Consider the following 23,493-nt stretch of genomic DNA (forward strand, 5'->3'; position numbering starts at 1 on the left):
GTCAAAAGGACATTATTGGTAAAGTCTAGAAATCACTCAAATTATGCGCAACATTCTTTTTTCACCCATGGTATTAGACCCATGATATCATGTCCGTTTATATCGTTTGTGTAAACCCAAGGGTGAATATCTGCAGGAAATAATGGTTTTTTTCTTGCGAGGGTAGCCTTTCTTCCTCTTCTCTCTTCCCTCTTCCTTCTTCCCTCTTCCTTCTTCCTTACCTTTGCTATACAAGACCGATGCTGCCGGACATGATATGATTTTTCTATAACAAAATTATTTGTATATTTACTGTAATGAGAAAACAATGACCCAGTTCATTAATGGATAATGGATAATTACCTCTCCCTTTTAGGGAAAGGATTGACCGATTAGGAAAAAATTTATTCTCTTGGTCGATTGGATATGGCTCCGAAACCTCGCCATCCCATCCTAACGGACTGCTCCGCAAACGACCGCTTTTTTCCCCTTTAAAGGGGGGGCTTTAAGGCGTGAATTATTTAATTATTTAATTATTTAATTATTAATTATTCGGTAATTAGTGATTTCATTGATTCACTAAAACTTAAGTCTCAAAAGTCAGTTGAAAAATCTGAAAATTAAGCTTAAGAGGAAAATAGTTTATCTGCTAGCTGTTTTCCTATAACCGTTAAATCACAGATGATAACGGGAGTCCCCAACAGCTATTTTCAGATGGGGTCTATTTTATTTTGCCTGTTTCCTACTTCAAGCAAATATTGAATTAATTTTTTACAGATACTTAACTGAGATTATTTAACTATTGTGAATATCTGACCTGGCTTTAATACGTCTAATAGGCAAATTTGCCACTAATGCTGTAGCTCTTTGATTATTTTCTAACAAAAATTCTGAATCGTTGTCATCTATTTCAACATAGCGAGATACTACTTCCATAATTTCTTTTCTCATAGCCTCTATTATTTCGGGATTGATATCGGCACGGTCATGAGCGATAACCAGCTTCAAACGACGCTTAACTTCATTACGACTACTAGGAGTATTTCTAGAAAAAAGTTTTTCTATAATTTCATTTAACATTAGCTTATTGTTAATTCAATAGTTGATTTATTCAGTAAATTGTAATTTTTTCCATCTTAAACAATTTTAGATGATAATAATTTACGCAACCAAGTAAAGAAATTTTCTTGTGGGGGGTTTAGGTCAATAAAATCTACTTTTTCTCCATCTAAACGACGAGCAATATTAACAAATTCTGAGCCTGCGAGAGAAATATTTTCTGCTAATACTAAAGGTTCGCCTCGGTTAGTAGATACAATTACTTTCTCATCATCTGGAATAATTCCCATCAGTGGGATAGCAAGAATTTCTTCTACGTCTTGTACTGACATCATTTCATCAGCTTGGACCATTTGAGGTCTAATCCGATTAACTATCAGATGGATATTCTTAACATTGTTGGCTTCTAAAAGGCCAATTACTCTATCCGCGTCACGGACGGCAGATATTTCTGGGGTTGTAACAATTATAGCTTCTTGGGCCGGGGCGATCGCGTTCTGGAAACCTTGTTCAATTCCAGCAGGAGAGTCAATCAGAATATAGTCATATTTTGGTATTAACATATTGACTAACTCTTGCATTTGTTGGGGAGTAACTACTTCTTTCATTCGATTTTGAGCAGCAGGTAAAAGTGCCAACCGAGGTTGTCTTTTATCCCTAACTACTGCTTGTTCGAGGCGGCATTCTCCTGCTAAAACCTCTACTGCCGTATAAACAATTCTGTTTTCTAAACCTAGTAGTAAGTCCAAATTTCTTAATCCGAAATCTGCATCAACTACGGCTACTCGGCGACCCTTTTGAGCTAAAGCCATGCCCAAGTTTGCTGTGCAAGTAGTTTTTCCCACTCCACCTTTACCAGAAGTAATAACAATAATTTTGCTCATAAGCTATTAGAAATTAAGAAATAAAGAATTGTATATAGTCAAAACTTAGAGATTATTTTGGTATTTTAGATTAAGTTTAGAGTTTCTAACGGCATAATAATTATTTCATTACCCAATTTTTTAGATATGTAAACTCCAAAAAATCTGCTACTTCAAAGTTAACTTCAGAAATATCAGCTTATTCTTATTACATCAAAACTGTGATTTTGTCAAGGAAAATTGATTTTGTAAAGACACTAGAGAATGAGGTTGGGGTGAAAAATTGTCGTTATGATTTGCTAGGTGCCACAGGAGAACAAGTTTTTGAGTGAATTTACTTTTCGTTACAAACTGATTTTTTTTGTGCCCTCTTAATATATTGCACGTTAATTTAAAGACGTAGTGTTGTCTAGTTCCTAATTCCAATAAATTTTCTACAGGAGCATTTTCTGGGTTCTACCGACTACCAACTACTGACTACTGACTACTTCTTCAACGCCGTATCTTAACAAAGTCTACCATCCGACTAATACGAATCCCTTGATCTGTCACATAAGCAACTTCAGGATAAAATTGAGTTGGTAGTTTTTCTGGCCCTCTAGCTACTTGCCCTGCAATTCTGATAATAGTTGGTTCCATCTGTAAAGTCATAATTACACTTTGAGAATTTCCTTTAGCACCAGCGTGGACTATTCCTCGTAAACGACCCCACACTAGAATATCTCCATCAGCAATGACAGAACCACCAGGATTAACATCTCCTACAATAACTACCGTACCGGGGTGCCGAATTTCTACTCCGGAACGAATGGTCATCTGTAAATATAAAGGTTCAAACATAGGTTGAACTTTTTCTGTAGGAGCTTGGTTGAGAGTAATAATGTCAGATTTTTGTTCTACAGAATAGCCAACTGTGACTGCTGCTACAGCAGTTTGGCGACGTGAAGTTTGAACTGTTGTTAATTCTAGCTCTACTTCTAAAAGAGCTTCAGATATTTCTTGTAATTGACGAGTATCTAATAAGCGGTCAAAAGCAATGAGCTGTACCTCTGTTTTTGGCTGCCAAAATCTTTCTCCTGCGTTGAGGCGTTGCTTGAACTGTTGCCAAATTTCTGTCCAGGTCATAGCAGTTGGACTTTCTATCTCACCATTATTAAATTCTGGTGGCAAGAGTAATAACAGTTTTCCTTCCTCTGTTTTGAATCTGACTTGTAAGTTGGTACTTACTTCTGGTGTAGAGGCAGGAGTTGTTGAGATAGAATCATCGGAGGACATAGAGTATGGAATTTAATTTTTAATCTTTTTTTTTGGCCAGACTATTTTATCATATCAGTTATTAATTAAGATTTGTGTGCTAGTACACCATTTATACTAGAAGGAAGAGGGAAGAAGGAAGAAGGGCGATTAGTTATTTAGAACAGAAGAAAGGACAGAAAGAGCGAAAAATCTGGTGTTGTCTGAGTTTTAATACCAAATCTCAAAAAGTTTGCTATGTATCTATGGTATAGGCTTTTGATATGTCCGCGCCCTTTCCCTCAAAATAAACAAGGGACAAGAGAGATATTTGCTGTTGAAGCGAGAAGATAGTTTTCTAACCTTGTCAACTTCCCTTTTCTCCTGTTGAAGAATGAATTGGTTAAAAAACTATAGTGCTATATAAATAAATTGGGTAATTATGAGCATCAAAATATTAACACCCCGCCCCTATAGAGGTGAGATAGATTTAGAGGCGATCGCTCAATTGCTAAATAGTAGTGAATCAGCTCATCAATTCCATGAATGGCCGTCTCCGGCAGAAATGCTCATGCAATTGGAAACTCCGTCTGTAGACAAGCAGCGCGATATTTGTTTATGGGAAGATAGCAACAGTCAAGTTATGGCTATTGCGGGATTGATGATTCCAGAAATAGGGGAAGATATTGCAGGTATTTTGTGGTTTCGAGTTGACCCTCAGACTAAAGGCAATAATTTAGAAGCTCAAATTCTGGAGTGGGGAGAGAAACGGATGGGGGAAGTCGGTCGGGAAAGAAATGTCAAAGTTAAACTGCTGTCTGGAGGACATAGTGATAATGTTGAACGTATAGCTTTATTAGAAAGTTGTGGTTTTAAAATAGGGCGGTATTTTTTAATGATGGAGCGATCGCTTACCGATCCTATTCCAGAAGCTGAGTTTCCAGAAGGTTTTACCCTAAAACATATAGACAGTGAAGCAGATGCAGCAGTTTGGGCAGAAATGTTTAATCAAACTTTTATTGACCATTGGAATCATCAAGATATTACTGTTGAATCTGTGAAGGATAAACTCAATGACCCTAAATATCAATCAGAATTAAGTTTAGTTGCAGTTGCGCCTGATGGTACTTTTGCTGCTTTTTGTGATTGTCAGATTCACTCAGAAAATAATGAATTAAACAGACGTAAAGATGGTTTAATTTATATGCTGGGTACTCGCCGTGGTTTCAGGAAGCGGGGGTTAGGGAGTGCTATTTTGTTGTCGGCGTTGAAATTGTTGAAAGGGAAGGGGATGGAAACAGCGATGTTGTATGTTGATGCAGATAACCTTTCAGGGGCAACAAGACTTTATGAGTCGGTGGGTTTCCAGAGGGTTAATACTCAAATAGCTTATATTAAGGAAGTTTAGGTAATTTCAGTTATCAGTACCCCTACAATCAGGAGGTTTGAAATATAGAATATTCTATTTTCTCTTGGTCTGATGGATATGGCGAGGAGACCTTGCCTTAAAGTTGAATTAAGCAAGGCTATAGTCTATATTTCAGCCGTTATTCACCATGACGATACAGGACTACCAAAAATTTTTCTCTACCCCCTTGACAATATTGTAATATTTTATGTAGTATATATTTATGCCAGTTATGGGAATGCCTCTAAATCTGGAAAATCAAACCTTGTATTGTAATATAAGGTAGTGATGATTTTGGGAAGATTGGCGATCGCGTAATGCCGTATTACAAATTTTAATTTTCCGTAGAAAAAGGAGGAGTAAATGTTATATAAAAAGAGAAATTTAAAAGATTAGAATACACTGCTATGCAATGCGAACTGTGTGAAAGGGAAATGGAAAAATTAACCGTCCATCACTTAATTCCTAAACAAAACACCAAACGCAAAAAAATTGACCCAGGTCCCACTATTGAGATTTGTTCGGCCTGTCATCGGCAAATTCATGCCTTCTTTGATAACAAGCGTTTAGCTCAAGAGTTAAATACTGTTGAGCAACTGAAAAATGAACCAAAAATGCAAAATTTTCTGTTGTGGGTAAGCAAGCAAAACTCAAATAAAAGGATACAAGTACACCGTCAAAGGTAAGAAATTTTATTATGAGCGATCGGGAAAATAATTTAAAAAACTGGTAGTAGCATTTGTCAGTACAGATAAATAAAATTAGCCAAAATAATGATGATTTTTCTGCACATCCTAACCCCTGTAGCCCAACAGGAAGAGGCGCTAAACTTAGAATCTAGATGTTGCTGGTGCCTCCTGGGGAGGAACTGCGTTTTCGATTCCAGTCAGGGGTATTGGTGGCACGCGGAGATGAAGCAAGAGTGGCTTATTAGGTTCATAACCTAAAAATCAGTGAGTGCAACTCTCACCTCCGCCACCAAACGCAGGTGTGATGTAACTAGCAACATGAGATTCTTGTAAAGTTTTCTTGTGAGTACAAATCTCACCACCTGCTTGCGATATCCAAATGGTTTCGCGATTATTTGATAATAATGTATTTCCTTTTTTTCCTTACAGTCAAGCAGAAAAAAAATTTTCCTAAACCCTTGAAATTTATGTAGTATTTTATGTGGTATAAAATTATAAGGCGGAATAAAAACAGGAAAAATACTTGTTTTTATTACAAATTAAGAACCTCGAAAACTAAATATATATGTAGTATAAAAACAATAATGACATTGTTCAATACTAATAAGTAGTTCTTACTAAAGTAGGAAAAAGCATGAGGGTGTAGCTCAGTTGGTCTAGAGTGCCTGTCTGTCTAACAGGAAGTCGCGGGTTCAAATCCCGTCACCCTCGCTGATAGCCTCGTGGGCAAACAGATAAGTCGCTCTGGTTTTCACCCAGGGAGAAGCGGGTGCAAATCCCGTCGAGGCTTTGATAGGGGAGAATGTAGGAAACAGAAAATTTTAACACTCCCTATCACCTACATCTCCCTTTCAATTGTGAAAAACATTGGGTCGCTAACTCAATGGTTAGAGTAGCCGCCTTTTGACATACTCCCGACATTACGCTTAAGCGACACTGCGGGATTCTTCAACTCCCACAGGTCGTTGCTGTTTATACAGAGGTGATGCCCTCCCCCTTTGTTTTTATTATAGCATGGGTTGCTATCATCTCGATTTTCCCTTACTCAAGTTCGTGCAACTCGCTGTTTCTTTTAAGCGGAAGGTTCAGATTTCAAGTCTCTGGCGACCCACTAAAAAAGGACCTTGCTGAATACTGGGATGATTGAGGCCGACACGGGGACACGGAGACACGGGAATTATAGTTGATCCTCTCTGATCAAATCATCTCACAATTATGCAATGCCCTCAAAAAAGGGTTGTTAGCTCAGTAGGTAGAGCAGCCGCCTCTTAAGCGGAAGTGGGTAGGTTCAAGTCCTACACAGCCCATCAAATAAGCGGATGTAGTGTAATTAGGCAGCATCAGAGTCTTCCAAACTCCAGGTATGGGTTCGATCCCCATTATCCGCTCTGAAGTATGCGAGTGTGATGTAGTCGGTAGCATTTGAGTGCGCCATGCTCAATGGGTGAGTTCAAATCTCGCCAGGAGTATTATGCTTCCATAGCTCAATGGATAGAGCAACACTCTTCTAAAGTGAAGGTTCCAGGTTCAAGTCCTGGTGGAGGCGTTGAACAAATTAATGTTCAAACTGTACAACTAAAAAAGGAGGTTATTTTCATTGACTATATTTAAGGTTTCCTTGACTGAAGAATCCCGTGTTGTCGCCTAAGCGCAACATTGGGAGTATGTCAAAACTCACCCGTGCAATTGTTCCTAGCGTGACCCAACATTTAGAGCATACATACTTAGTACGAGAGGAAGAGTAACACTATAAAAACAGTGGGCGCGTGAGAACGGGGAGTGCGAAGAACCCGATAGGTTGGCTTCAAAGTAGCAATCCTTTAAAGAGTGTGTGGTAACTCATCGGCGGAGTTCCCTTAGTAACTGAGAAAGCGCAGCTCTGATAACTTGCACGCTAGGCAATTTGCAATATACATTTGGAGGAGTCAGTCCTCAGGAGTCAGGAGTCAGAAGGAAAAAAGAAGGAAGAGGAGAAGAAAGTTTTTGATCGCTAATTAAACGGACATGATATTAGAACGGGAGCAAGATGCTCCCACTAGCTATACCATTACAATGCACCACTACCCTAATTGTTGATTATGCCTATTTATTTTTATGGTGTTCGTACAAAAATTTATGGTTGCTTTTCTAACTTTTCCCGACATGGTTTTGAACTAGATGGGTTTTGGTGGCCGACGAACGAACATTATTTTCAAGCTCAGAAGTTTGCTACTACAGATCGCCTGTGGTTTGATAAGATTCGGGAAGTTAAAACCCCAAAAGAAGCAGCTAGAATGGGGCGCAGTAGAAAATATCCTCTACGGCCAGATTGGGAAAAGGTCAAGGATGAAATTATGGAAGGGGGTGTATTAAAGAAATTTGAAACTCATGCTGATATTCGGGAAATTCTGATTTCTACAGGTGATGAGTTGATTGTAGAGAATTCACCTAGTGATTATTATTGGGGTTGTGGTAAAGATGGGACGGGCAAAAATAAATTAGGACTGATTTTAATGGCGGTTCGGGAAAAATTGCGCGATCGCAACTCAAATTAAACAATTATCAACTTAATAAAAGGGGACTTGGTGTAATGGGAGCATACGATTCTTGCACAGTCGTGGCAGGGGTTCAAATCCCCTAGTTTCCATCTGGTGTCTGAGGTTGAAGTGGTCGAAACGTCGGTTTGTGACACCGAAGAAAGCGAGTACTCTTCGAGAACGCTTCGCGAACAAGTCTCGTCAGACACCCTAATAAATATAATTTCTACAGGACTTACGCAAAGGCACTATCTATAGAGTCCAATAACTATTGCCCAATAGTTTTGAGCGCTATATATACCGTATCTGCATAAGTCCTATTCTAATCTAATTGTAATCGTTGCAGTTCATTACAAGCATGATGTAGAGAAGCAGGAGTATTTTCATCAAGTCCTTGAGGACAAATATCTAATGCTAATTTTTCTGCTGAAGTTTTAGCTAATGTAATTCTTTCTGTGGTATTTAGAGTTTTATTTTTGTAGTCATCTTCTTCATTAACATCTTTACCATTAATATAAGAAAACCAAGTTTCTATATTTCTGGCAGGTACAAAAATAGCTATTTTTTCATTAGGTAAACGCATATCTTTGTTCCGCTCCCCTTCATCTTTATTTACAGCAATATTCAGAGAACGAATTCTTTCATCTATAGTTTTATCGTCAGCATCAATCATTACTATTACTGCAATATCTTGAGATTTTTTTTTGATTCTGTAACTTTTTAAAATTTTGGGATAATGCTTTAAGATAGAAGCATTATTATTTTCAACTTTCAAACCTTTAGTATTGGGAAATGGGATAATATTTCTGTCTAAAAAGCCTCGGCAGATTAAATATTGTCTAATAAATCTTTCTTGGTCAATATCTTCACATAAAATTGTTACTTTAGTCATTTTTAGTAATGATACTTTAGGAGTCAAGAGTCAGAATCAGGATAGAAGTTACTAAATTTATTTTCATAATATTCTGGCTTCTTCTTCAATCATCATAAATCCATCTAAGCTCTATTAGTTTAGCAATTGATAAACCTTCTTCATTTTCTTCAACAATTTTCTGTACCCGCACAGGTTGATTCTCTTGTCTTTCAAACCAATAACCTGAATTACTCGCTAAATAGTTAATTAAAGATGGGTGATGGGAAATTAATAATGCTTGTTTTTGATTCGACTGACAATAGTCAAAAAGTTTCATCAGCCAAGGTTGTATTTCTGGTAATGCTAGAAAATTTTCTGGTTCATCAATACATAAAGTACAATCGGTTTCTGGGGTGCAAAATAGTAAGGTATATAGGGCTATTAATGTTTTTTGACCTTCTGATAATTCGTTGAGTTTATAAGATGTTTTATCAGGAAGATTAAAAATTGCCGACAGAGTTCTGATTTCTCCAGATTTTTGATTTTGGAAAGAATTAAAACCTTTGATTATTTCTTGCAATTCTTGTGTAAGTTGAATTATTTGATTCAGAAATTCTTGAGATAAATGACTATACCAAGCAGCATAGTTTGACATATTTCTCTTAGGATGTTTTTCCTCTTGACGACTTTCTGTCGTCATGGCAAAAGGATTTATTTGAACGATAAAAAAATTGGCAATTAGCTTTTTAAACGAAGTAAGCTTTTGATGTTTTAAGCTTTCAGAAATAAAACCTACTCCTGACCGTGAATGATCAAGATATTTAATGACATTTCCTCCACTGTTGGGATGTTCTTGATATATTGCTGTTCCAGGAACTCCTTGAATACCTTGGATATTAAACTCAAATAGATATTTCCCGTTAAATGTCAATTTTTCATAACGCATTCTGGGAAAAGAATTATCTTGATATTCAATTTCCAGAACATATAAATATGTGCCTCCATTTCCGGCAATTTCTAATTCAAATTTCTGGATAGGTAAGTTTTGCCATCTAGTTAAATCTTGCTGATGAAAAATTTCTGAGACTTGATAATATTTTCCGGTAGTTTCAAATTCTCCTAATATAAATTTTTGGAGTTTATGCAAAACTTCAAAAACTGTTGTTTTTCCCGAACCATTTGCTCCTAATAATAAATTTATATTTGAGAATTTAATTTCAAAGTTAACCAGGCATTTAAAGTTGTTAACATAAAGTTTTTTTAACATTGGCAGAGTTGATGATTTGGACAAAAACAGCTTGTTCACCAACTTCTCCCAGCCAGACTTGATGTTTACTCCAGCCTCCAGCTCCAACTCTACTTCATAATTGACTAGAAGAGGAACAAGCGGAAGTGTAACTTTTAGTTTGTGTCTTGCATCTAGATCAGGGTTTTCGAGGGCTTCAAAAGTAGTTGCTTGACCAGCAGGGAGAGAAGGAATACGTTCTTCAATAGCTGCTAACATTTTCTCTATTTCTGCTTGTGAGACTTGATTAGCTTCTACTGCTTCTAGTAATTTCTGGGTTAACATTAACTGTGTTTCGTCTAGTTGTTGTGCAATAGTAGCAATTATGGCTTTCTCCCCTGCATCATAGCGTTCTAAGAGGGCTTGGCGCATTTGATTGATATCTTGATAATATGACATACTTACTCAATTATTAATTTAATTTGTACGTTTTGCTAAGTGTTTTAAATCTCAAGTAGACCCAGATTTTTAACATAAATGATATTAATAATATTATTGTAGTATTGTATTAAAACAACCGTCAACATAAAAGCTATCAGCTACAAAAATTTGAAGCACAGGGGACAAATTAGTAGTGCTTCAAGGAAGTGTAGGATTAATAGATTAAGAATTTTTCCTAAATAGTTTATATACTTATGGAATGTCTTATTTGTAATCATCACAAAGTTTACAACCCTGAAAAAACTAGCAAAGATAGTCAAAGATACTACTGTCTATACTTGCCAAAAAACTTTCACTAAGACTTTTGATACTCTTTGATACTCTATGTGTAAAAATAATATGTTTGAGGCAAAAAAGTTATTTCTCTCAAACTATTTATCTTAACTTTTGAAGTTTGATTTTCGAGCTAATTTGATAGTCTTTAAAAAGATTCTTTGAATGGTCTTAAGTCAAGTTCGTGAGTCCATGCACTGGAATGTTGTTGATGAATTGCCCAATACGTTTCCGCGATCGCTTCAAGTTGTAATAAACCTTCCTTACCTTTTTGAGAAACAAAATTTGGGAACTTTGTGCGAGACTTTTCCCCATCAATAACACCATCAATAATGACATGAGCAACATGAATACCTTCAGGACCAAATTCTCGCGCCATCCCTTGAGCTAATGTTCTTAAACCTGCTTTTGCGACTCCGAATGCTGTAAAAGGTGGTTTTCCTCTTAATGAAGCAGTCGCTCCTGTAAAAATAAGAGTACCTTTTTGTCGCTTTTTCATGGTAGCGATCGCTTGTTTTCCAAATAAAAATCCACCAAAACAATTTTGTTGCCACAGGTTGATAAAGGTTTCGCTGTCTGTTTCTAATAAGGGTGCAGGAATATTTTTACCTGCGTTGTAGACGGCAAGATCGAGAGGATAACCTGCTTTTTCCACAACTGCAAATAGTTGTTTGACATCCTGTTCGACTGTTGCATCAGTGACAACAGCAGTTGCGGTACTCCCTTGTTGTGTGATTTTTTCCACAATTAACTGTAGTTTATCTCCGCTACGACCAGCAACAAAAACGTGCAAACCTTTTTTAGCAAAATATTTAGCAAGTGTCGCACCTAAACCTTCTTCTGAACCAACACCTATGACAACTGCTGCAAATTTTTCGCTCATCTTAATTCTCCCTAAAACTATTAGATATCTCCAATAAAATCATTATCCCACAGAAATCATTAATTCTTTTTCCCTACTTCCTGCTCTCTACGTCCCTACTCCCTCTTTTCTGATAAATTTAGATTTTAGATTTTATGACAATTTTTTGGACGAATATCTCCATTTAACTAACTAAAATATGTCTGTATCTATTGATATAGTTAGCTTTCAAGATCCTGAAAAAAAATTATCCTACCCCCTTGACACTTTATGTATTATTTATGTAGTATATAAATGTGGCGGTTAAAGGAGAAGTAAATAACCTCTAGACAAAAAAGCCATATCTGCACCTTGAAAACTAAATAATTAATCGGAATTTTCACCAATATCCATCAGGTATTACACGAAACCTGAGTTGCTTATGCTATTACTTTACACTCATGGAATTTTAGGTTGGTTTAAATCTGGTAAATTTCAAGATTATCAATTTTTTATCGACCAAAAGGAAGCAGAAAATCAACTAGAAAAATATTCTGCTTTCTCAAATCAAATAACAACATAAATTAGTAAAGTTCAAGAAGAATATAATCTAGAAAGACGATTCATGTTGTAACAGATAATATCAAAAAAATTAGGAGGTGCAGGTATGGTTCATATTAGATTTGAAGGACGTTCTTATGATGTTACAGAAAATCAATTAGGCATCAGAGAAAATATGACTGAAAATACTATTAAAGAACGCCTAGCTCAATATTTTGATGTGGGTAGAGAAAGCTTTAATTCTTACGTTTTAGACCATCGTCCCAGCGGGGATTTAATTGTTCGTCCCGAAGCTGTTTATGGTTGAATTAATTAGCTAATGTTCCGCACCCTAACTTGTAAAGCGTACATACATTTTGGTCTGCTAAACCAAAGGTTGTAGGTTCGAGTCCTACCATCCTCCCTTTTTGTTTATGGAGGGTGTAGCTCAACGGATAGAGCGTTAGTGTCAAGCGCTTTATTGACTTGTGCGGAGCATAATAATAGTGGTTAAAATTTCACTTCGTGCCCTAACTGAGAAAGCTTACATACTAGCTCATTGGTAGAGCATTTGTCTCAAGAACAAAGTGTAGCAGGTTCGAGTCCTGTGTATGAATCAACAGCTTTTTTGACTTGCACGAGGTGATTTTTAACTACTTGAATTAAGTAGAGCAAAGATTTTTTGGCGTTGCTGATTCTGGGTATAATTTTGCCCCCCTAGCCCCCCAATTTTGGGGGGAATAAAACTCTAAAAGTCCCCCAATTTTGGGGGATTTAGGGGGCGTAGACCAGAACCAAACAATCGCCCATTCATACTTCAATCCAGCAACAACAAGATTCTTTTAAACAGATGTATGGATAATTATATAGAAGTTGTCAGAAAAAAATATCAATTTTTTGAAATAACTATAATCTCTTAAAAATAGAATGTTAACTTTGTACCCTAACAAATAAAGCATACATACATTACCCCTGTTACGGGTCAATATTCGGGGAACCGAAATGACTGTATAAACTGCTTTTTTGACTTGTACAAAGTTATTATTGAACCAACTTAAAAAAGTCAAAAATCTACATTATTTTTTTGACAGAAAAAATAGTCTATTTAAAAAAATGCGTTACTTTTTAGAGATATATAAAATTTAGGGTAAATTTTACCAAAAAATGAAATCCAAAACCTCCTCTTTTAAGGGGATGAAAAAATATTTAGTTCAGTATTTCAAGCCTCCCACTAAAGCTGGAGGTACTGATAACTGATCACTGATAATTGATAACTGAAATGACTTCATACCGCAACTGATAAAGTATACATACATTTTCTAACGGTCCTAAGGTAGCGATGTTCGGGCGACCGAAATAGCGAAGCTTTTTAAGTCTCTCTGAGATAAAATTAGCGAGTTCACTGTCAGATCAAAAACTGATAAGAACGGCTTTAAACAATTAATAATTAATAATTAATAATTAATAATTAATAATTACCTCTTCTTTTCAATGAGAGGATTGACGCGGTAGGGAAAATTTTTTCTTCTCTTGAAGGAATAAATAAGTAAAAAAAATTTTAATTTTCACCATTTTAAATATTTATGAAAACGTTAGTAACTCGCTCCTATCAAGGTGAAACTGATCTAGAAGCGATCGCTGAATTTTTCCAAGTTTGTGAAGCAGTCGATCGCTTAGATGAATGGGTATCTGTTTCGGATCTGCGACAAGAATTTAACGATCCAGATGTAGATAAGGAGCGTGACATTCGTCTTTGGGAAGATGGAGAAGGTAAACTCATTGGTTTTGGGAAGTTATTAATACAAGAGTCAGTTGATGCTTTTCTCTTTTTTAGAGTTCATCCCACTGTTAGAGGTGAAAGTATAGAGCAAGAAATCATTAGCTGGGGTGAAGCACGAATGAAAGAAGTTGCTAGAGATAAGGGTGTATATGCCAAGTTTCGATCGCCTGTTCGCGATACTCAAACCGAACGTATCGCATTATTAGACAGTTGTGGTTTCACACCAAAGCGTTACTTTTTTGAGATGGAGCGATCGCTCACCGAACCTCTTCCCAAACCAGAGTTACCTGTAGGTTTTACATTGCAGTCTCACTCCTCTCCCCAGTTTTCTGGTAAGTTGGGACAGCGAAAATTTTTAGAAGCATGGGTGGAAGCGTATAATCAAACATTTATTGACCATTGGAACTTCCATGAGGTGAAAGTTGAGCAGGTGGAATATATAGTAAGCGATCCTAATTATCGACCAGACTTGACCTGGGTGGCGATCGCTCCTGATGGTAAATTTGCAGCTTTTTGTTACTGTTGTTTTTATCCAGAAGAAAATAAGTACAAGGGAAGAAAAGAAGGTTGGATAAATACTTTGGGTACTCGTCGTGGTTTTCGTCAGCGTGGTTTAGGAAAAGCTATGTTACTTTCTGGAATGGAGGGTTTACAAAGTGTTGGTCTGGATAAGGCGTTACTTGGTGTTGATGCTGAGAACCCGTCGGGAGCAACTCTACTTTATGAGTCTGTGGGTTTCAGCAAAGTTCATACTAATATTGTTTATGGCAAAGAACTTTAAGTATTTATGAAAACATTAGAAACTCGCTCCTATCAAGATGAAAATGATTTAGAAGCGATCGCTGAATTTTTCCAAGTTTGTGAAGCAGTTGATCGCCTGGATGAATGGGTATCTGTTTCGGATTAAGCAAAAATTAGAGGAATTAGGAGCAACAGTTTCTTTGAAATAATTTTTGTATGTGCAATAAAACTTTTTATTTCACCAGTAATGAATTAGAAAATATTGTTAGTGAATTTAATGATTGTACCTTGGCAAAAAGCAATTGGAATCATGCTGCACATTTAATTGTTGCCCTTTGGTATTTGACTAACTATTCCGAGTTAGAGGCAATAAATAATATTCGCGATCGCATCAAAAAATATAATGTTGCAGTAGGTACTAAAAATACTAAAAATAGTGGTTATCACGAAACAATTACGCTGTTTTGGGTGAAAATGATTCAGAAATATTTGGCTAAAAATTCAGCGAATAACTCTTTTGCAGAAAATGCTAATAATTTAGTCAACTTTTACGAAAATTCAGCTTTACCTTTTGAATATTACAGTAGAGAATTTCTGATGTCTGAGTCAGCTCGAAAAAATTGGGTAGAACCAGATTTAAAACCTTTGTAAAAAAGTTTGGTGGTGGTGCATTTTCAAGAATTTAGAATTGAGAATTTAGAATTACCTCTCCTTGAAAAGAAGAGGATAGACTCAAAGGAAAATTTTTATTTATTATCCCCTTAAAAGGGGAGGCTTTAAACCCAATTTTTTGGTAATTATTTTTGTTAGGAGAACAGTGGGAGCATCTTGCTCCCGTATTCGCCGACAGAATGCCCGCACTAGATATTGTTTGTTCCTATCTACCATTACGCCATCGGCACTACCAAAACTTTTAAAGCTGAAAGCTATAACAATTAGCAGTTATCGTCGCGCCCTAAACTAGAGAGGTTACTGAATAATTAATAATGAATAATGAATAATGAATAATTAAGAGTTGATAGTTAATAATTATTCATTCAAAAATTCACGCCTTGAAGCCTCCTCTTTTAAGGGGATACAAAAAAAATATTTTAGTCAATCCTCTTCTTTTAAGAATAGGTAATTATTAATTATTAATTGCTGAAATACACAATTTATTAGGGAACTTATAAGTGCAATTATCTCTGAAATTGCGCGGTGTATTTCATCATAAATATTAATACTCCGCAAAACTGCAAAAAAAAATTGCCTTTTTAAAGTAAAGTATAGTTTTTGTAATCAAATTAGTTAACAACGAATAATTATAGGTTATCAAATGTTTGACAATGCTTTATATTTAACATTAAAAACATGACATATTTTTTGATATTTTTGAGGCACTATATAGCAAGATAACCACACTACAAAAAATCAGTAGTTAATATTTGTACTTCATATATTTAGAATTTGCTGTAACTGATAACTGTTAACTGATAACTGAAATTTGGAGGTAGAAAAAAATGTCTAAAACTAAGATGAATAAAGATGAGTGCGACTTGCGTTTAGAAATGCTTAATAGTCTGCTCACTACACCACACCGTCAATTAGAAAAAGTAGCAGAAATTCATCAATTAATTGTTGAGTTAGACCCAATTTTTTACGGTCATTTAGCAGTATGGTATCAAAATAACGGTGATGTGCGCGATCATAAAGAAGTGTTCCTCGGAAACTTGTTAACAAGCAACCTCACAGAACACCGAGATGCTGGTTTTATCATGCTACAAAATTTCCCACCATACCAGGTGTCACGCATTGTAGACTTTATGAAACAGCAACGAAATAAAATGCCACGTTCCGCGCGTACTGCTGTTACACGTTATCTACGGAAGCGCGAACAAAAGCCAGATTTTTTTGACCGTGCAGCTCTCCGTAACCGCAAGGCAATGAAGCACCTATATGCGACTTTGCATATTAAACCTAACTCTCGCGCTGATGCTATCTTGTTTAAGGAAAGACCTCCAGAGGATAGTTTAGCTTTCATCCTCAAGCGGTTGGCAAAAGTAGAAACTCCAGCAGAACAAGCAGCATTAATAGTGGAACATAAAATTCCCTATACTGTAGCAGTGGGAGCGGTGAAACAGTTGACACCTACCGTGTTAGTGGCGCTGATCAACTCTATGTCTCCCCAGGAAATTATCAATAACCTGAAGTCTCTGACTGCTCGTGGAGCAATGGAACATCCAGAGGTCAAAGCGTTAGTTGATGAGAAACTGACTGAGGCGCAAAAGAGCGATCGCGTGTCTGCTTATAAAGCTAAGGTTGCTGCTGATGCTGCTCAGGTAGATGCGGAAACTGTTGCGAAACTGGAGCAAGTGACTAACGAACAAGTCAAAAAGCGCGGTAAGATTTCTTTGCCAACTGCTTTACTTGTAGATAAGTCTGGTTCTATGGAAAAGGCGATCGAAGTTGGTAAGCGTTTAGCTGCTTTAGTTTCTGGTATTACTGAAGCGGAACTATTTGTCTACGCTTTCGATACCATCCCTTATCCTGTGACTGCTCAAGGTACAGAATTGAGTGACTGGGAACGTGGTTTCCAACATATTTGTGCAGGTGGAGGTACAAGTTGCGGTTGTGCAGTAGAAGCAATGCGGCGTAAAAAGCAAGTTGTCGAACAGTTTATTCTGGTGACAGATGAAGGAGAAAATACTGCACCCTATTTTGCTGAAGCTTATACTGCTTATTGTCGAGACTTGGCGGTAATGCCAAATGTGGTTATCGTGCGTTTGGGTAACTATGCTTCTAATTATGTGGAAAGTCAACTGAAGCAGAAGCAAGCGCCAGTGGAAACCTTTACTTTTAAAGGTGACTACTATTCTTTGCCTAACTTAGTGCCAATGTTGTCTCGGAAATCGCGACTGGAGTTGTTGATGGAAATTATGGAGACTTCATTGCCAGTGCGTGATAATAAGGAAAGTCAAAAGTTAAAAGTCAAAAGTCAAAAGTAAGAAAAGATACAACTGAGGAAAGTTAAAAGTCAAAACTAAGAACAAATACAACTAAGGAAAGTCAAAAGTTAAAAGTCAAAACTAAGGAAAGTCAAAAGTCAAAAGTCAAAAGTAAGAAAAGATACAACTGAGGAAAGTTAAAAGTCAAAACTAAGAACAAATACAACTAAGGAAAGTCAAAAGTCAAAACTAAGAACAAATACAACTAAGGCAGAAACCGGGAAGGAAAGTCAAAAGTCAAAACTAAGAACAAATACAACTTTTGTCGATGAAATTTTGTGATTTGAAAATAATCAGGGCAATAAACCCGGTTTCTTTTTTGCTCAATTACAAAGTGCTGCTACTGCAACTGAGTTGGTAGTCCAGTTGTGCGTTGGTGCGATTAAAAGCACTACAGCAGAAGGAAGAAGGAAGAAAGAAGAAGGAAGAAGGAAAAACCTTGCGTTCTCTGAGTTTGAAGCTTTTTATCTGTCAAACACCTTTGCTTCGACTGCTATAAACTGCAACGTTATAGTTATGGAGAATAATTGTGACAACTGATAACTGAAATGACCAAGAGAAAATGGAATTCCGTATTTCAAGCTTCCTGTTTTCCTAGTTCATGCTGCGGTAGAAGGTACTGATAACTGATAACTGATAACTGATAACTGAAATGACTAGAAGATACAAGTCAAAAAAGCCTAATCTTCTTTATCAAAGATTAACAGAAGCATTAGAAAATGGTACTAAAGTCCGCATTGAAGCAGAGGAAACTTATTATGGTCTTCCCATTAGTGTAACGGAAGATTTTGTGGAAATTATGGTATTAGTGCCACCAGATGAATTTGATGAAGAAGATGATACTTTTAAACAGGTGACATGGTTGATTCGACTTGCCTCTATTTTTGCGATCGCAGATCCTACAGAATATTGGTCAAGTGCAAGATTAGAAAGACTATTGGAAATAGGTGTTACCGAATAATTAATAATTAATAATGGCTTTGTTGGACAAAAGACGATCTGGTAAGCTATTTTTTTGCTAGTCCCTTACTCAAGCGATCGCTCAGTTTACCGAGATTACAGCGGTTTTCATTTGGGTAGACCACAGTAAGGACGTTCCATGGAACGTCCCTACAGGATTTTGCTTGTGAAGATGTGGTTCATCAATTTGAAAAGCGCTGTAATGTTTGATTTATCTATTGTCCAATAGTTATCTTGAGTTGAGATACAGTCATAGTCAAGCAAACGCTAACTTTAGCGAGATAGGTATTTGATTTACTATTGTCCAATAGTTATCTTGATTTTAGATACAGTCATAGGAAAGCGATCGCTAACTTTAGCGAGATAGATATTTGATTTACTATTGTTCAATAGTTATCTTGATTTTAGATACAGTCATAGGAAGAGCGATCGCTAACTTGAGCGAGATAGATATTTGATTTACTATTGTCCAATAGTTATCTTGATTTTAGATACAGTCATAGGAAGAGCGATCGCTAACTTTAGCGAGATAGATATTTGATTTACTATTGTCCAATAGTTATCTTGATTTTAGATACAGTCATAGGAAGAGCGATCGCTCACTTTAGCGAGATAGATATTTGATTTACTATTGTCCAATAGTTATCCTGATTTTAGATACAGTCATAGGAAGAGCGATCGCTAACTTGAGCGAGATAGATATTTGATTTACTATTGTCCAATAGTTATCTTGATTTTAGATACTCTCACACGAAAGCGATCGCTAACTTGAGCGAGATAGATATTTGAGTTACTATTGTCCAATAGTTATCTTGATTTTAGATACTCTCACACGAAAGCGATCGCTAACTTGAGCGAGATAGATATTTGATTTACTATTGTCCAATAGTTATCTTGATTTTAGATACTCTCACACGAAAGCGATCGCTAACTTGAGCGAGATTAATATTTGATTTACTATTGTCCAATAGTTATCTTGATTTTAGATACTCTCACACGAAAGCAAAGGCTAACTTGAGCGAGATTAATATTTGATTTACTATTGTCCAATAGTTATCTTGATTTTAGATACAGTCATTTCAGTTATCAGTTATCAGTTATCAGTTATCAGTACCTCTCTCTGCCTGTTTGCGCAGCATTCCGCAGGAAAGTCAGAGGCTTGAAATATTGAAACTGATTTTCTCTTGGTCGATTGGATATGGCGAGGGGACCCGCTCTTGACAGAGCCGCTCCGCTAACGCCATCCCTCGACCGCTTTTTCATCCCCTTGAAAGGGGAGGCTTGAGACCCTCTTTTTTGGTCAGAGTCAAGCGATCGCTAACTTGAGCGAGATAGATATTTGATTTACTATTGTCCAATAGTTATCTTGATTTTAGATACTCTCACACGAAAGCAAACGCTAACTTTAGCGAGATTAATATTTGATTTACTATTGTCCAATAGTTATCTTGATTTTAGATACTCTCACACGAAAGCAAGCGCTAACTTTAGCGAGATTAATATTTGATTTACTATTGTCCAATAGTTATCTTGATTTTAGATACTCTCACACGAAAGCAAAGGCTAACTTTAGCGAGATTAATGTTTGATTTATCAGTTATCTTGATTTTAGATACTCTCACACGAAAGCAAAGGCTAACTTGAGCGAGATAGATATTTGATTTACTATTGTCCAATAGTTATCTTGATTTTAGATACTCTCACACGAAAGCAAAGGCTAACTTGAGCGAGATAGATATTTGATTTACTATTGTCCAATAGTTATCTTGATTTTAGATACTCTCACACGAAAGCAAAGGCTAACTTGAGCGAGATAGATATTTGATTTACTATTGTCCAATAGTTATCTTGATTTTAGATACAGTCATAGTTAAGCGATCGCTAACTTTAGCGAGATAGATATTTGATTTATCTATTGTCCAATAGTTATCTTGATTTTAGATACAGTCATAGTCAGAGCGATCGCTAACTTGAGCGAGATAGATATTTGATTTACTATTGTCCAATAGTTATCTTGATTTTAGATACAGTCATAGTTAAGCGATCGCTAACTTGAGCGAGATTGATATTTGATTTATCTATTGTCCAATAGTTACAGCAGTTTCTGCGCATTATGAAGTACATCTCGGGAGTCTAGTCGCAGCTATATACTTTCATGCAACAAAGCCATTAATAATTAATAAGGGGGAAATCAGTAGTTATCGTGCGTTTGGGTAGTTAGACTTCTAAATTATGTGGAAAGTCAACTGAAGCAGAAGCAAGCACCAGTGAAAACTTTTACTTTCAAAGGTGACTACTATTCTTTGTCTAACTTAGCGCCAATATTGTCTCACCGTTCTTAGAAACCTACGATTATCTATATAAATCTATGATGATCTCTAGATAGTCTGTTCTATTCCTGTTTCTATCTGGCAACGTCGGCGTTATCCAGTCCACAGGCTGTCACGGTCGAACTGACCGCCATAGCTAAATTTAACGCTGCATTCAAGTCTCGATCGCAGCTAAAATTGCACTGTTCGCAATTGAAAACACGCTCTGATAACAACAAAGACTCTTTGACTGTTCCACAGATGGATCGACAATTACTTTATAGATAGGACAATACTTTTAGCGAGGGTAACATTTATGGTTACACAACCCCAGAAATTGCCAGACTACATTATAAATACAGCATTGCGCTTATTTTACAACGCTGATGAAAATCACCCTCACAAAGAAGTTTACCTAGATTCAATGGAAACAATATATAGTTGTATCCGGGACAACGATTTTTTATCTCTATATTTTCTCCTACGGTTACTGTATGTAACTGACAAAAGTCGTGCTAGCAAACAAAAAGTTTATCCTTTACTAGAAGCTAATTTAGAAAAATTAGAAAAATCATTACTGCCATTATTACAGCATCCGTCAGTCAGGAAACTACCAAATGCTTTGGCCGCTGCTCCTATTCCAGAGCAAGGAGAGGCAATGGCAGCATTGTTTTTGAATTTAGGTAACCTAATTAACGACTTTCCCAAAGCAAACCGACCTACTAATAAATCTCAACAGACTATCTCACTTGCTCCAGAGCAAGGAGAAGCAATGGCAGCATTGTTTTTGAATTTAGGTAAGCTAATTAACGACTTTCCTAAAGCAAAACGAGCTACTAATATAGAAATTGCTATTCAATGTCAAGAAATAGCTTTGACACGATTTACTCGTCAATCCTTTCCTGAATACTGGGCTAACTGCAACAACGATTTAGGAATATCATATCTTTTCCGTATCCAGGGAGAAAAAGGGGAAAATATAGAAAAGGCCATCCATTTTTTCCAAAACGCTTTAGAAGTACACACCGTTCTACTAAACTTACCCAAACTTACTCATGAATGATTGCATGAGCTTTGGAGCTAGCTTCCTGTTTCACAGAAGACCACTGACCGCAGTCTGTAACTTATCTTCAAGAGCAGGCTTAAATTCGCTTGGAACTCAAGCTACTGATACACATAGTTTTTCAGGTTGATAGCAGCATTCAAATCTCTATCACCTTCAAAACCGCATTCACTACATTTGCTAACGCAAAGCTGCGCTAACATAAGTTTTCAAGTGTAACGGCATTTTCTGTTGATGACCACAGTTTGAACATATTTGAGAACTTGGGTAAAATCTATCCGCTATGACTAATTTACTGCCGTACCATTCACATTTGTATGTAAGCTGACGTTTAAATTCATAAAAACCACAGTCTGCTATGGCACTTGCCAGTTTATGATTTTTAAGCATTCCAGTTACGTTCAAGTCCTCAATTACTATGGTGCTGTGGTTTTTAGCTAACCATGAAGTGAGTTTATGTAGTGCGTCTGCTCTGATATCGGCTACTTTCTTGTGAACCTTTGCTAGTTTTTTTACTGCTTTGCGTCGGTTTTTGGAACCAATAACTTTTTTGCTGACTGCACGTTGATGACGAACTAATTGTTTTTTTGCTTGTCTGTAGGCTTTGACATTAGCAAATTTACTGCCATCAGAACAGGTTGCTAATGTATTTATGCCTATGTCTACACCAATAGTTTCTCCTACTTTTTCTGTTGGGTATGCTTCAAAGTCGTACTTGAAACTGATGTACCAACTATCTGCACGTTTTGATATTCTCACATTTTTTACTCTGCAAGAAGGTAAGATTTCATAAGTTTTTACTGCTCCTATTCTTGGTAGTTGTATGTAGTTTCCTTGAATGATTTTGATACTTCCTTCTAAGTAAAAGCTGTCTTTTCTACCTTTTTTCTTAAAGACCGGAAATCCACGGTTCGGAATAGTTAGAAAGTTTTTAAATGCCCTCTCTAAATCTCTTAATGCTTGCCCTTGGTGCACATTTAGACACCTCATAATACCAAGGATTAACTGATTTGACTTCAGCTACTAAACGTTTGTGCAGGGTGATGGCGCTTGGGCGTTTTTTAGTTTCTTCGTACTCTTTTATACAAGTTGCTAACCCCCAGTTATAAGCATGACGAGCAACACCTGCGTGTTTGGCAAGTATAGTTTTTTGGTAATTGTTAACTTTTAATTTGGTCTTAATTGATTGCATTTGAACACGCACACCATGAAAAAAGTATTTGACAATTTTAGTATATAAATTAATCTATGATAGCAAATCATCAGGGTATTTTCAAGATTTATTAATATTTGTCTAATGCGTGTCCAATTATTCGACTTCAGTAGTTAGCCCCAATAGTGGTGATGAGAAAGTTACTATATAGAAGTGCTAAATCCAAATAAAGTCCATAGGTTTCTATTTGGGAAAAAGACAGATTTTTCATGTCATTAGTCATTTTTGGGCTAAACATTCCCAAAGACCCAAATCTCGTCAATGACAACTATGTACGGATTTCCGGGCAATTGAGATGCGGTTAAGCGACAAGGGAGTTAAAAACTTGCCTAGTCAAGTTAAAATTCAAGCAGATACAATTAACTTTAGTCAGTTGCAAAATGCGGCGACTGCTAACGAGTTAATGGCGAAGTTGTACATGGGTGCTGTTAAAAGCGCTAAACTGCAACATCAGACTTAGGGA

General features: G+C 36.5%; 21 protein-coding genes and 8 tRNA genes. 19 read left to right on the forward strand and 10 right to left on the reverse strand.

Going from position 1 to position 23,493, the window contains the following annotated elements; all coding sequences use genetic code 11:
- Positions 1-774 precede the first annotated feature (774 nt).
- The 3 genes from minE to minC all read right to left on the reverse strand — a co-directional run bounded on the left by minE (position 775) and on the right by minC (position 3,176).
- Positions 775-1,059, reverse strand: a complete 285-nt coding sequence (gene minE, locus F6K23_RS31165) for a cell division topological specificity factor MinE (RefSeq protein WP_293163230.1) — start codon at positions 1,057-1,059, stop codon at positions 775-777.
- 56 nt (positions 1,060-1,115) lie between these two features.
- Positions 1,116-1,922, reverse strand: a complete 807-nt coding sequence (minD, locus tag F6K23_RS31170; protein WP_293163233.1) for a septum site-determining protein MinD — start codon at positions 1,920-1,922, stop codon at positions 1,116-1,118.
- Between the two features lie 471 nt (positions 1,923-2,393).
- Positions 2,394-3,176, reverse strand: a complete 783-nt coding sequence (gene minC / locus F6K23_RS31175; protein WP_293163236.1) for a septum site-determining protein MinC — start codon at positions 3,174-3,176, stop codon at positions 2,394-2,396.
- 400 nt (positions 3,177-3,576) lie between these two features.
- On the opposite strand from minC, the gene F6K23_RS31180 reads away from it, so the two are divergent.
- The 10 genes from F6K23_RS31180 to F6K23_RS31225 all read left to right on the forward strand — a co-directional run bounded on the left by F6K23_RS31180 (position 3,577) and on the right by F6K23_RS31225 (position 7,857).
- Positions 3,577-4,542 carry a GNAT family N-acetyltransferase gene (locus F6K23_RS31180; RefSeq protein WP_293163239.1) on the forward strand — a complete coding sequence of 322 codons (966 nt, stop codon included), beginning with the start codon at positions 3,577-3,579 and terminating at the stop codon, positions 4,540-4,542.
- Between the two features lie 407 nt (positions 4,543-4,949).
- On the forward strand, positions 4,950-5,228 hold the full coding sequence (locus F6K23_RS31185) for an HNH endonuclease (RefSeq protein ID WP_293163242.1): 279 nt from the start codon (positions 4,950-4,952) through the stop codon (positions 5,226-5,228).
- A 111-nt stretch (positions 5,229-5,339) separates the two neighbouring features.
- A tRNA-Leu gene (locus F6K23_RS31190) sits at positions 5,340-5,437 on the forward strand.
- A gap of 10 nt (positions 5,438-5,447) precedes the next feature.
- A tRNA-Met gene (locus F6K23_RS31195) sits at positions 5,448-5,523 on the forward strand.
- Between the two features lie 344 nt (positions 5,524-5,867).
- Positions 5,868-5,942, forward strand: a tRNA-Asp gene (locus F6K23_RS31200).
- Positions 5,943-6,465: 523 nt separating this feature from the next.
- Positions 6,466-6,538 (forward strand) — tRNA-Lys (locus tag F6K23_RS31205).
- An 8-nt stretch (positions 6,539-6,546) separates the two neighbouring features.
- Positions 6,547-6,619, forward strand: a tRNA-Gly gene (locus tag F6K23_RS31210).
- 85 nt (positions 6,620-6,704) lie between these two features.
- Positions 6,705-6,777 (forward strand) — tRNA-Arg (locus F6K23_RS31215).
- Positions 6,778-7,309: 532 nt separating this feature from the next.
- Positions 7,310-7,765, forward strand: coding sequence for an NADAR family protein (locus tag F6K23_RS31220; protein ID WP_293163245.1), 456 nt, complete (start codon positions 7,310-7,312; stop codon positions 7,763-7,765).
- A gap of 21 nt (positions 7,766-7,786) precedes the next feature.
- A tRNA-Ala gene (locus F6K23_RS31225) sits at positions 7,787-7,857 on the forward strand.
- A gap of 212 nt (positions 7,858-8,069) precedes the next feature.
- Here F6K23_RS31225 and F6K23_RS31230 read toward each other — a convergent pair.
- The 3 genes from F6K23_RS31230 to F6K23_RS31240 all read right to left on the reverse strand — a co-directional run bounded on the left by F6K23_RS31230 (position 8,070) and on the right by F6K23_RS31240 (position 11,482).
- A complete protein-coding gene (locus F6K23_RS31230; protein ID WP_293163248.1) occupies positions 8,070-8,639 on the reverse strand; it encodes a hypothetical protein in 570 nt (189 codons plus the stop codon).
- Positions 8,640-8,724: 85 nt separating this feature from the next.
- The gene (locus tag F6K23_RS31235) at positions 8,725-10,284 is read right to left on the reverse strand and encodes an AAA family ATPase (protein WP_293163251.1); all 1,560 of its coding nucleotides are present in this window, start codon (positions 10,282-10,284) and stop codon (positions 8,725-8,727) included.
- A gap of 463 nt (positions 10,285-10,747) precedes the next feature.
- Positions 10,748-11,482 (reverse strand): SDR family NAD(P)-dependent oxidoreductase, encoded by a 735-nt coding sequence (locus tag F6K23_RS31240; protein ID WP_293163254.1) that lies wholly within the window; start codon positions 11,480-11,482, stop codon positions 10,748-10,750.
- 400 nt (positions 11,483-11,882) lie between these two features.
- Here F6K23_RS31240 and F6K23_RS31245 point away from each other — a divergent pair, with 400 nt between their 5' ends.
- The 7 genes from F6K23_RS31245 to F6K23_RS31275 all read left to right on the forward strand — a co-directional run bounded on the left by F6K23_RS31245 (position 11,883) and on the right by F6K23_RS31275 (position 18,446).
- Positions 11,883-12,023 carry a hypothetical protein gene (locus tag F6K23_RS31245; RefSeq protein ID WP_293163257.1) on the forward strand — a complete coding sequence of 47 codons (141 nt, stop codon included), beginning with the start codon at positions 11,883-11,885 and terminating at the stop codon, positions 12,021-12,023.
- A gap of 84 nt (positions 12,024-12,107) precedes the next feature.
- Positions 12,108-12,308 carry a hypothetical protein gene (locus F6K23_RS31250; protein WP_293163260.1) on the forward strand — a complete coding sequence of 67 codons (201 nt, stop codon included), beginning with the start codon at positions 12,108-12,110 and terminating at the stop codon, positions 12,306-12,308.
- Positions 12,309-12,525: 217 nt separating this feature from the next.
- A tRNA-Leu gene (locus F6K23_RS31255) sits at positions 12,526-12,594 on the forward strand.
- Between the two features lie 969 nt (positions 12,595-13,563).
- Positions 13,564-14,541, forward strand: a complete 978-nt coding sequence (locus F6K23_RS31260; protein WP_293163263.1) for a GNAT family N-acetyltransferase — start codon at positions 13,564-13,566, stop codon at positions 14,539-14,541.
- A 176-nt stretch (positions 14,542-14,717) separates the two neighbouring features.
- A complete protein-coding gene (locus F6K23_RS31265) occupies positions 14,718-15,152 on the forward strand; it encodes a hypothetical protein (RefSeq protein ID WP_293163266.1) in 435 nt (144 codons plus the stop codon).
- A gap of 863 nt (positions 15,153-16,015) precedes the next feature.
- Positions 16,016-17,485, forward strand: coding sequence for a hypothetical protein (locus F6K23_RS31270; RefSeq protein ID WP_293163306.1), 1,470 nt, complete (start codon positions 16,016-16,018; stop codon positions 17,483-17,485).
- A 652-nt stretch (positions 17,486-18,137) separates the two neighbouring features.
- A complete protein-coding gene (locus F6K23_RS31275) occupies positions 18,138-18,446 on the forward strand; it encodes a hypothetical protein (protein WP_293163269.1) in 309 nt (102 codons plus the stop codon).
- Positions 18,447-20,849: 2,403 nt separating this feature from the next.
- On the opposite strand, the gene F6K23_RS31280 is transcribed toward F6K23_RS31275, so the two are convergent.
- A complete protein-coding gene (locus F6K23_RS31280) occupies positions 20,850-21,017 on the reverse strand; it encodes a zinc ribbon domain-containing protein (RefSeq protein ID WP_293163309.1) in 168 nt (55 codons plus the stop codon).
- Positions 21,018-21,070: 53 nt separating this feature from the next.
- On the opposite strand from F6K23_RS31280, the gene F6K23_RS31285 reads away from it, so the two are divergent.
- Positions 21,071-21,817 (forward strand): hypothetical protein, encoded by a 747-nt coding sequence (locus tag F6K23_RS31285; RefSeq protein ID WP_293163272.1) that lies wholly within the window; start codon positions 21,071-21,073, stop codon positions 21,815-21,817.
- Between the two features lie 101 nt (positions 21,818-21,918).
- Here the strand turns inward: F6K23_RS31285 and F6K23_RS42295 are convergent, their stop codons facing one another.
- From F6K23_RS42295 to F6K23_RS42300, 3 genes are read right to left on the reverse strand one after another with little or no spacing between them, the layout of a single operon-like run.
- Positions 21,919-22,020: a zinc ribbon domain-containing protein gene (locus F6K23_RS42295; RefSeq protein WP_367267872.1), complete on the reverse strand. Its 102-nt coding sequence runs from the start codon at positions 22,018-22,020 to the stop codon at positions 21,919-21,921.
- A complete protein-coding gene (locus F6K23_RS31290; protein ID WP_367267873.1) occupies positions 21,998-22,792 on the reverse strand; it encodes an RNA-guided endonuclease InsQ/TnpB family protein in 795 nt (264 codons plus the stop codon). The genes F6K23_RS42295 and F6K23_RS31290 overlap by 23 nt, the downstream gene beginning before the upstream one ends.
- A complete protein-coding gene (locus F6K23_RS42300) occupies positions 22,749-23,009 on the reverse strand; it encodes a helix-turn-helix domain-containing protein (RefSeq protein ID WP_367267874.1) in 261 nt (86 codons plus the stop codon). The genes F6K23_RS31290 and F6K23_RS42300 overlap by 44 nt, the downstream gene beginning before the upstream one ends.
- A gap of 316 nt (positions 23,010-23,325) precedes the next feature.
- Between F6K23_RS42300 and F6K23_RS31295 the strand changes: the two genes are divergently transcribed.
- Entirely contained in the window at positions 23,326-23,490 is a 165-nt protein-coding gene (locus F6K23_RS31295; protein ID WP_293163275.1) for a hypothetical protein, read from the forward strand.
- The last annotated feature ends 3 nt before the right edge of the window (positions 23,491-23,493 follow it).

It is taken from the genome of Okeania sp. SIO2C9 (assembly GCF_010672455.1).
Classification (GTDB): Bacteria; Cyanobacteriota; Cyanobacteriia; order Cyanobacteriales; family Microcoleaceae; genus Okeania.

Excerpts from the sequence above, each read along its gene's own strand:
- F6K23_RS31180 (WP_293163239.1), top strand. The coding sequence starts at position 3,577 with ATGAGCATCAAAATATTAACACCCCGCCCCTATAGAGGTGAGATAGAT.
- F6K23_RS31235 (WP_293163251.1), bottom strand. The coding sequence starts at position 10,284 with ATGTCATATTATCAAGATATCAATCAAATGCGCCAAGCCCTCTTAGAA.
- F6K23_RS31185 (WP_293163242.1), top strand. The coding sequence starts at position 4,950 with ATGCAATGCGAACTGTGTGAAAGGGAAATGGAAAAATTAACCGTCCAT.
- minC (WP_293163236.1), bottom strand. The coding sequence starts at position 3,176 with ATGTCCTCCGATGATTCTATCTCAACAACTCCTGCCTCTACACCAGAA.
- F6K23_RS31260 (WP_293163263.1), top strand. The coding sequence starts at position 13,564 with ATGAAAACGTTAGTAACTCGCTCCTATCAAGGTGAAACTGATCTAGAA.
- F6K23_RS31230 (WP_293163248.1), bottom strand. The coding sequence starts at position 8,639 with ATGACTAAAGTAACAATTTTATGTGAAGATATTGACCAAGAAAGATTT.
- F6K23_RS31295 (WP_293163275.1), top strand. The coding sequence starts at position 23,326 with ATGCGGTTAAGCGACAAGGGAGTTAAAAACTTGCCTAGTCAAGTTAAA.
- F6K23_RS42300 (WP_367267874.1), bottom strand. The coding sequence starts at position 23,009 with ATGCAATCAATTAAGACCAAATTAAAAGTTAACAATTACCAAAAAACT.
- minD (WP_293163233.1), bottom strand. The coding sequence starts at position 1,922 with ATGAGCAAAATTATTGTTATTACTTCTGGTAAAGGTGGAGTGGGAAAA.
- F6K23_RS31275 (WP_293163269.1), top strand. The coding sequence starts at position 18,138 with ATGACTAGAAGATACAAGTCAAAAAAGCCTAATCTTCTTTATCAAAGA.
- F6K23_RS31270 (WP_293163306.1), top strand. The coding sequence starts at position 16,016 with ATGAATAAAGATGAGTGCGACTTGCGTTTAGAAATGCTTAATAGTCTG.
- F6K23_RS42295 (WP_367267872.1), bottom strand. The coding sequence starts at position 22,020 with ATGTTAGCGCAGCTTTGCGTTAGCAAATGTAGTGAATGCGGTTTTGAA.
- minE (WP_293163230.1), bottom strand. The coding sequence starts at position 1,059 with ATGTTAAATGAAATTATAGAAAAACTTTTTTCTAGAAATACTCCTAGT.
- F6K23_RS31250 (WP_293163260.1), top strand. The coding sequence starts at position 12,108 with ATGGTTCATATTAGATTTGAAGGACGTTCTTATGATGTTACAGAAAAT.
- F6K23_RS31240 (WP_293163254.1), bottom strand. The coding sequence starts at position 11,482 with ATGAGCGAAAAATTTGCAGCAGTTGTCATAGGTGTTGGTTCAGAAGAA.
- F6K23_RS31220 (WP_293163245.1), top strand. The coding sequence starts at position 7,310 with ATGCCTATTTATTTTTATGGTGTTCGTACAAAAATTTATGGTTGCTTT.
- F6K23_RS31285 (WP_293163272.1), top strand. The coding sequence starts at position 21,071 with ATGGTTACACAACCCCAGAAATTGCCAGACTACATTATAAATACAGCA.
- F6K23_RS31245 (WP_293163257.1), top strand. The coding sequence starts at position 11,883 with ATGCTATTACTTTACACTCATGGAATTTTAGGTTGGTTTAAATCTGGT.
- F6K23_RS31265 (WP_293163266.1), top strand. The coding sequence starts at position 14,718 with ATGTGCAATAAAACTTTTTATTTCACCAGTAATGAATTAGAAAATATT.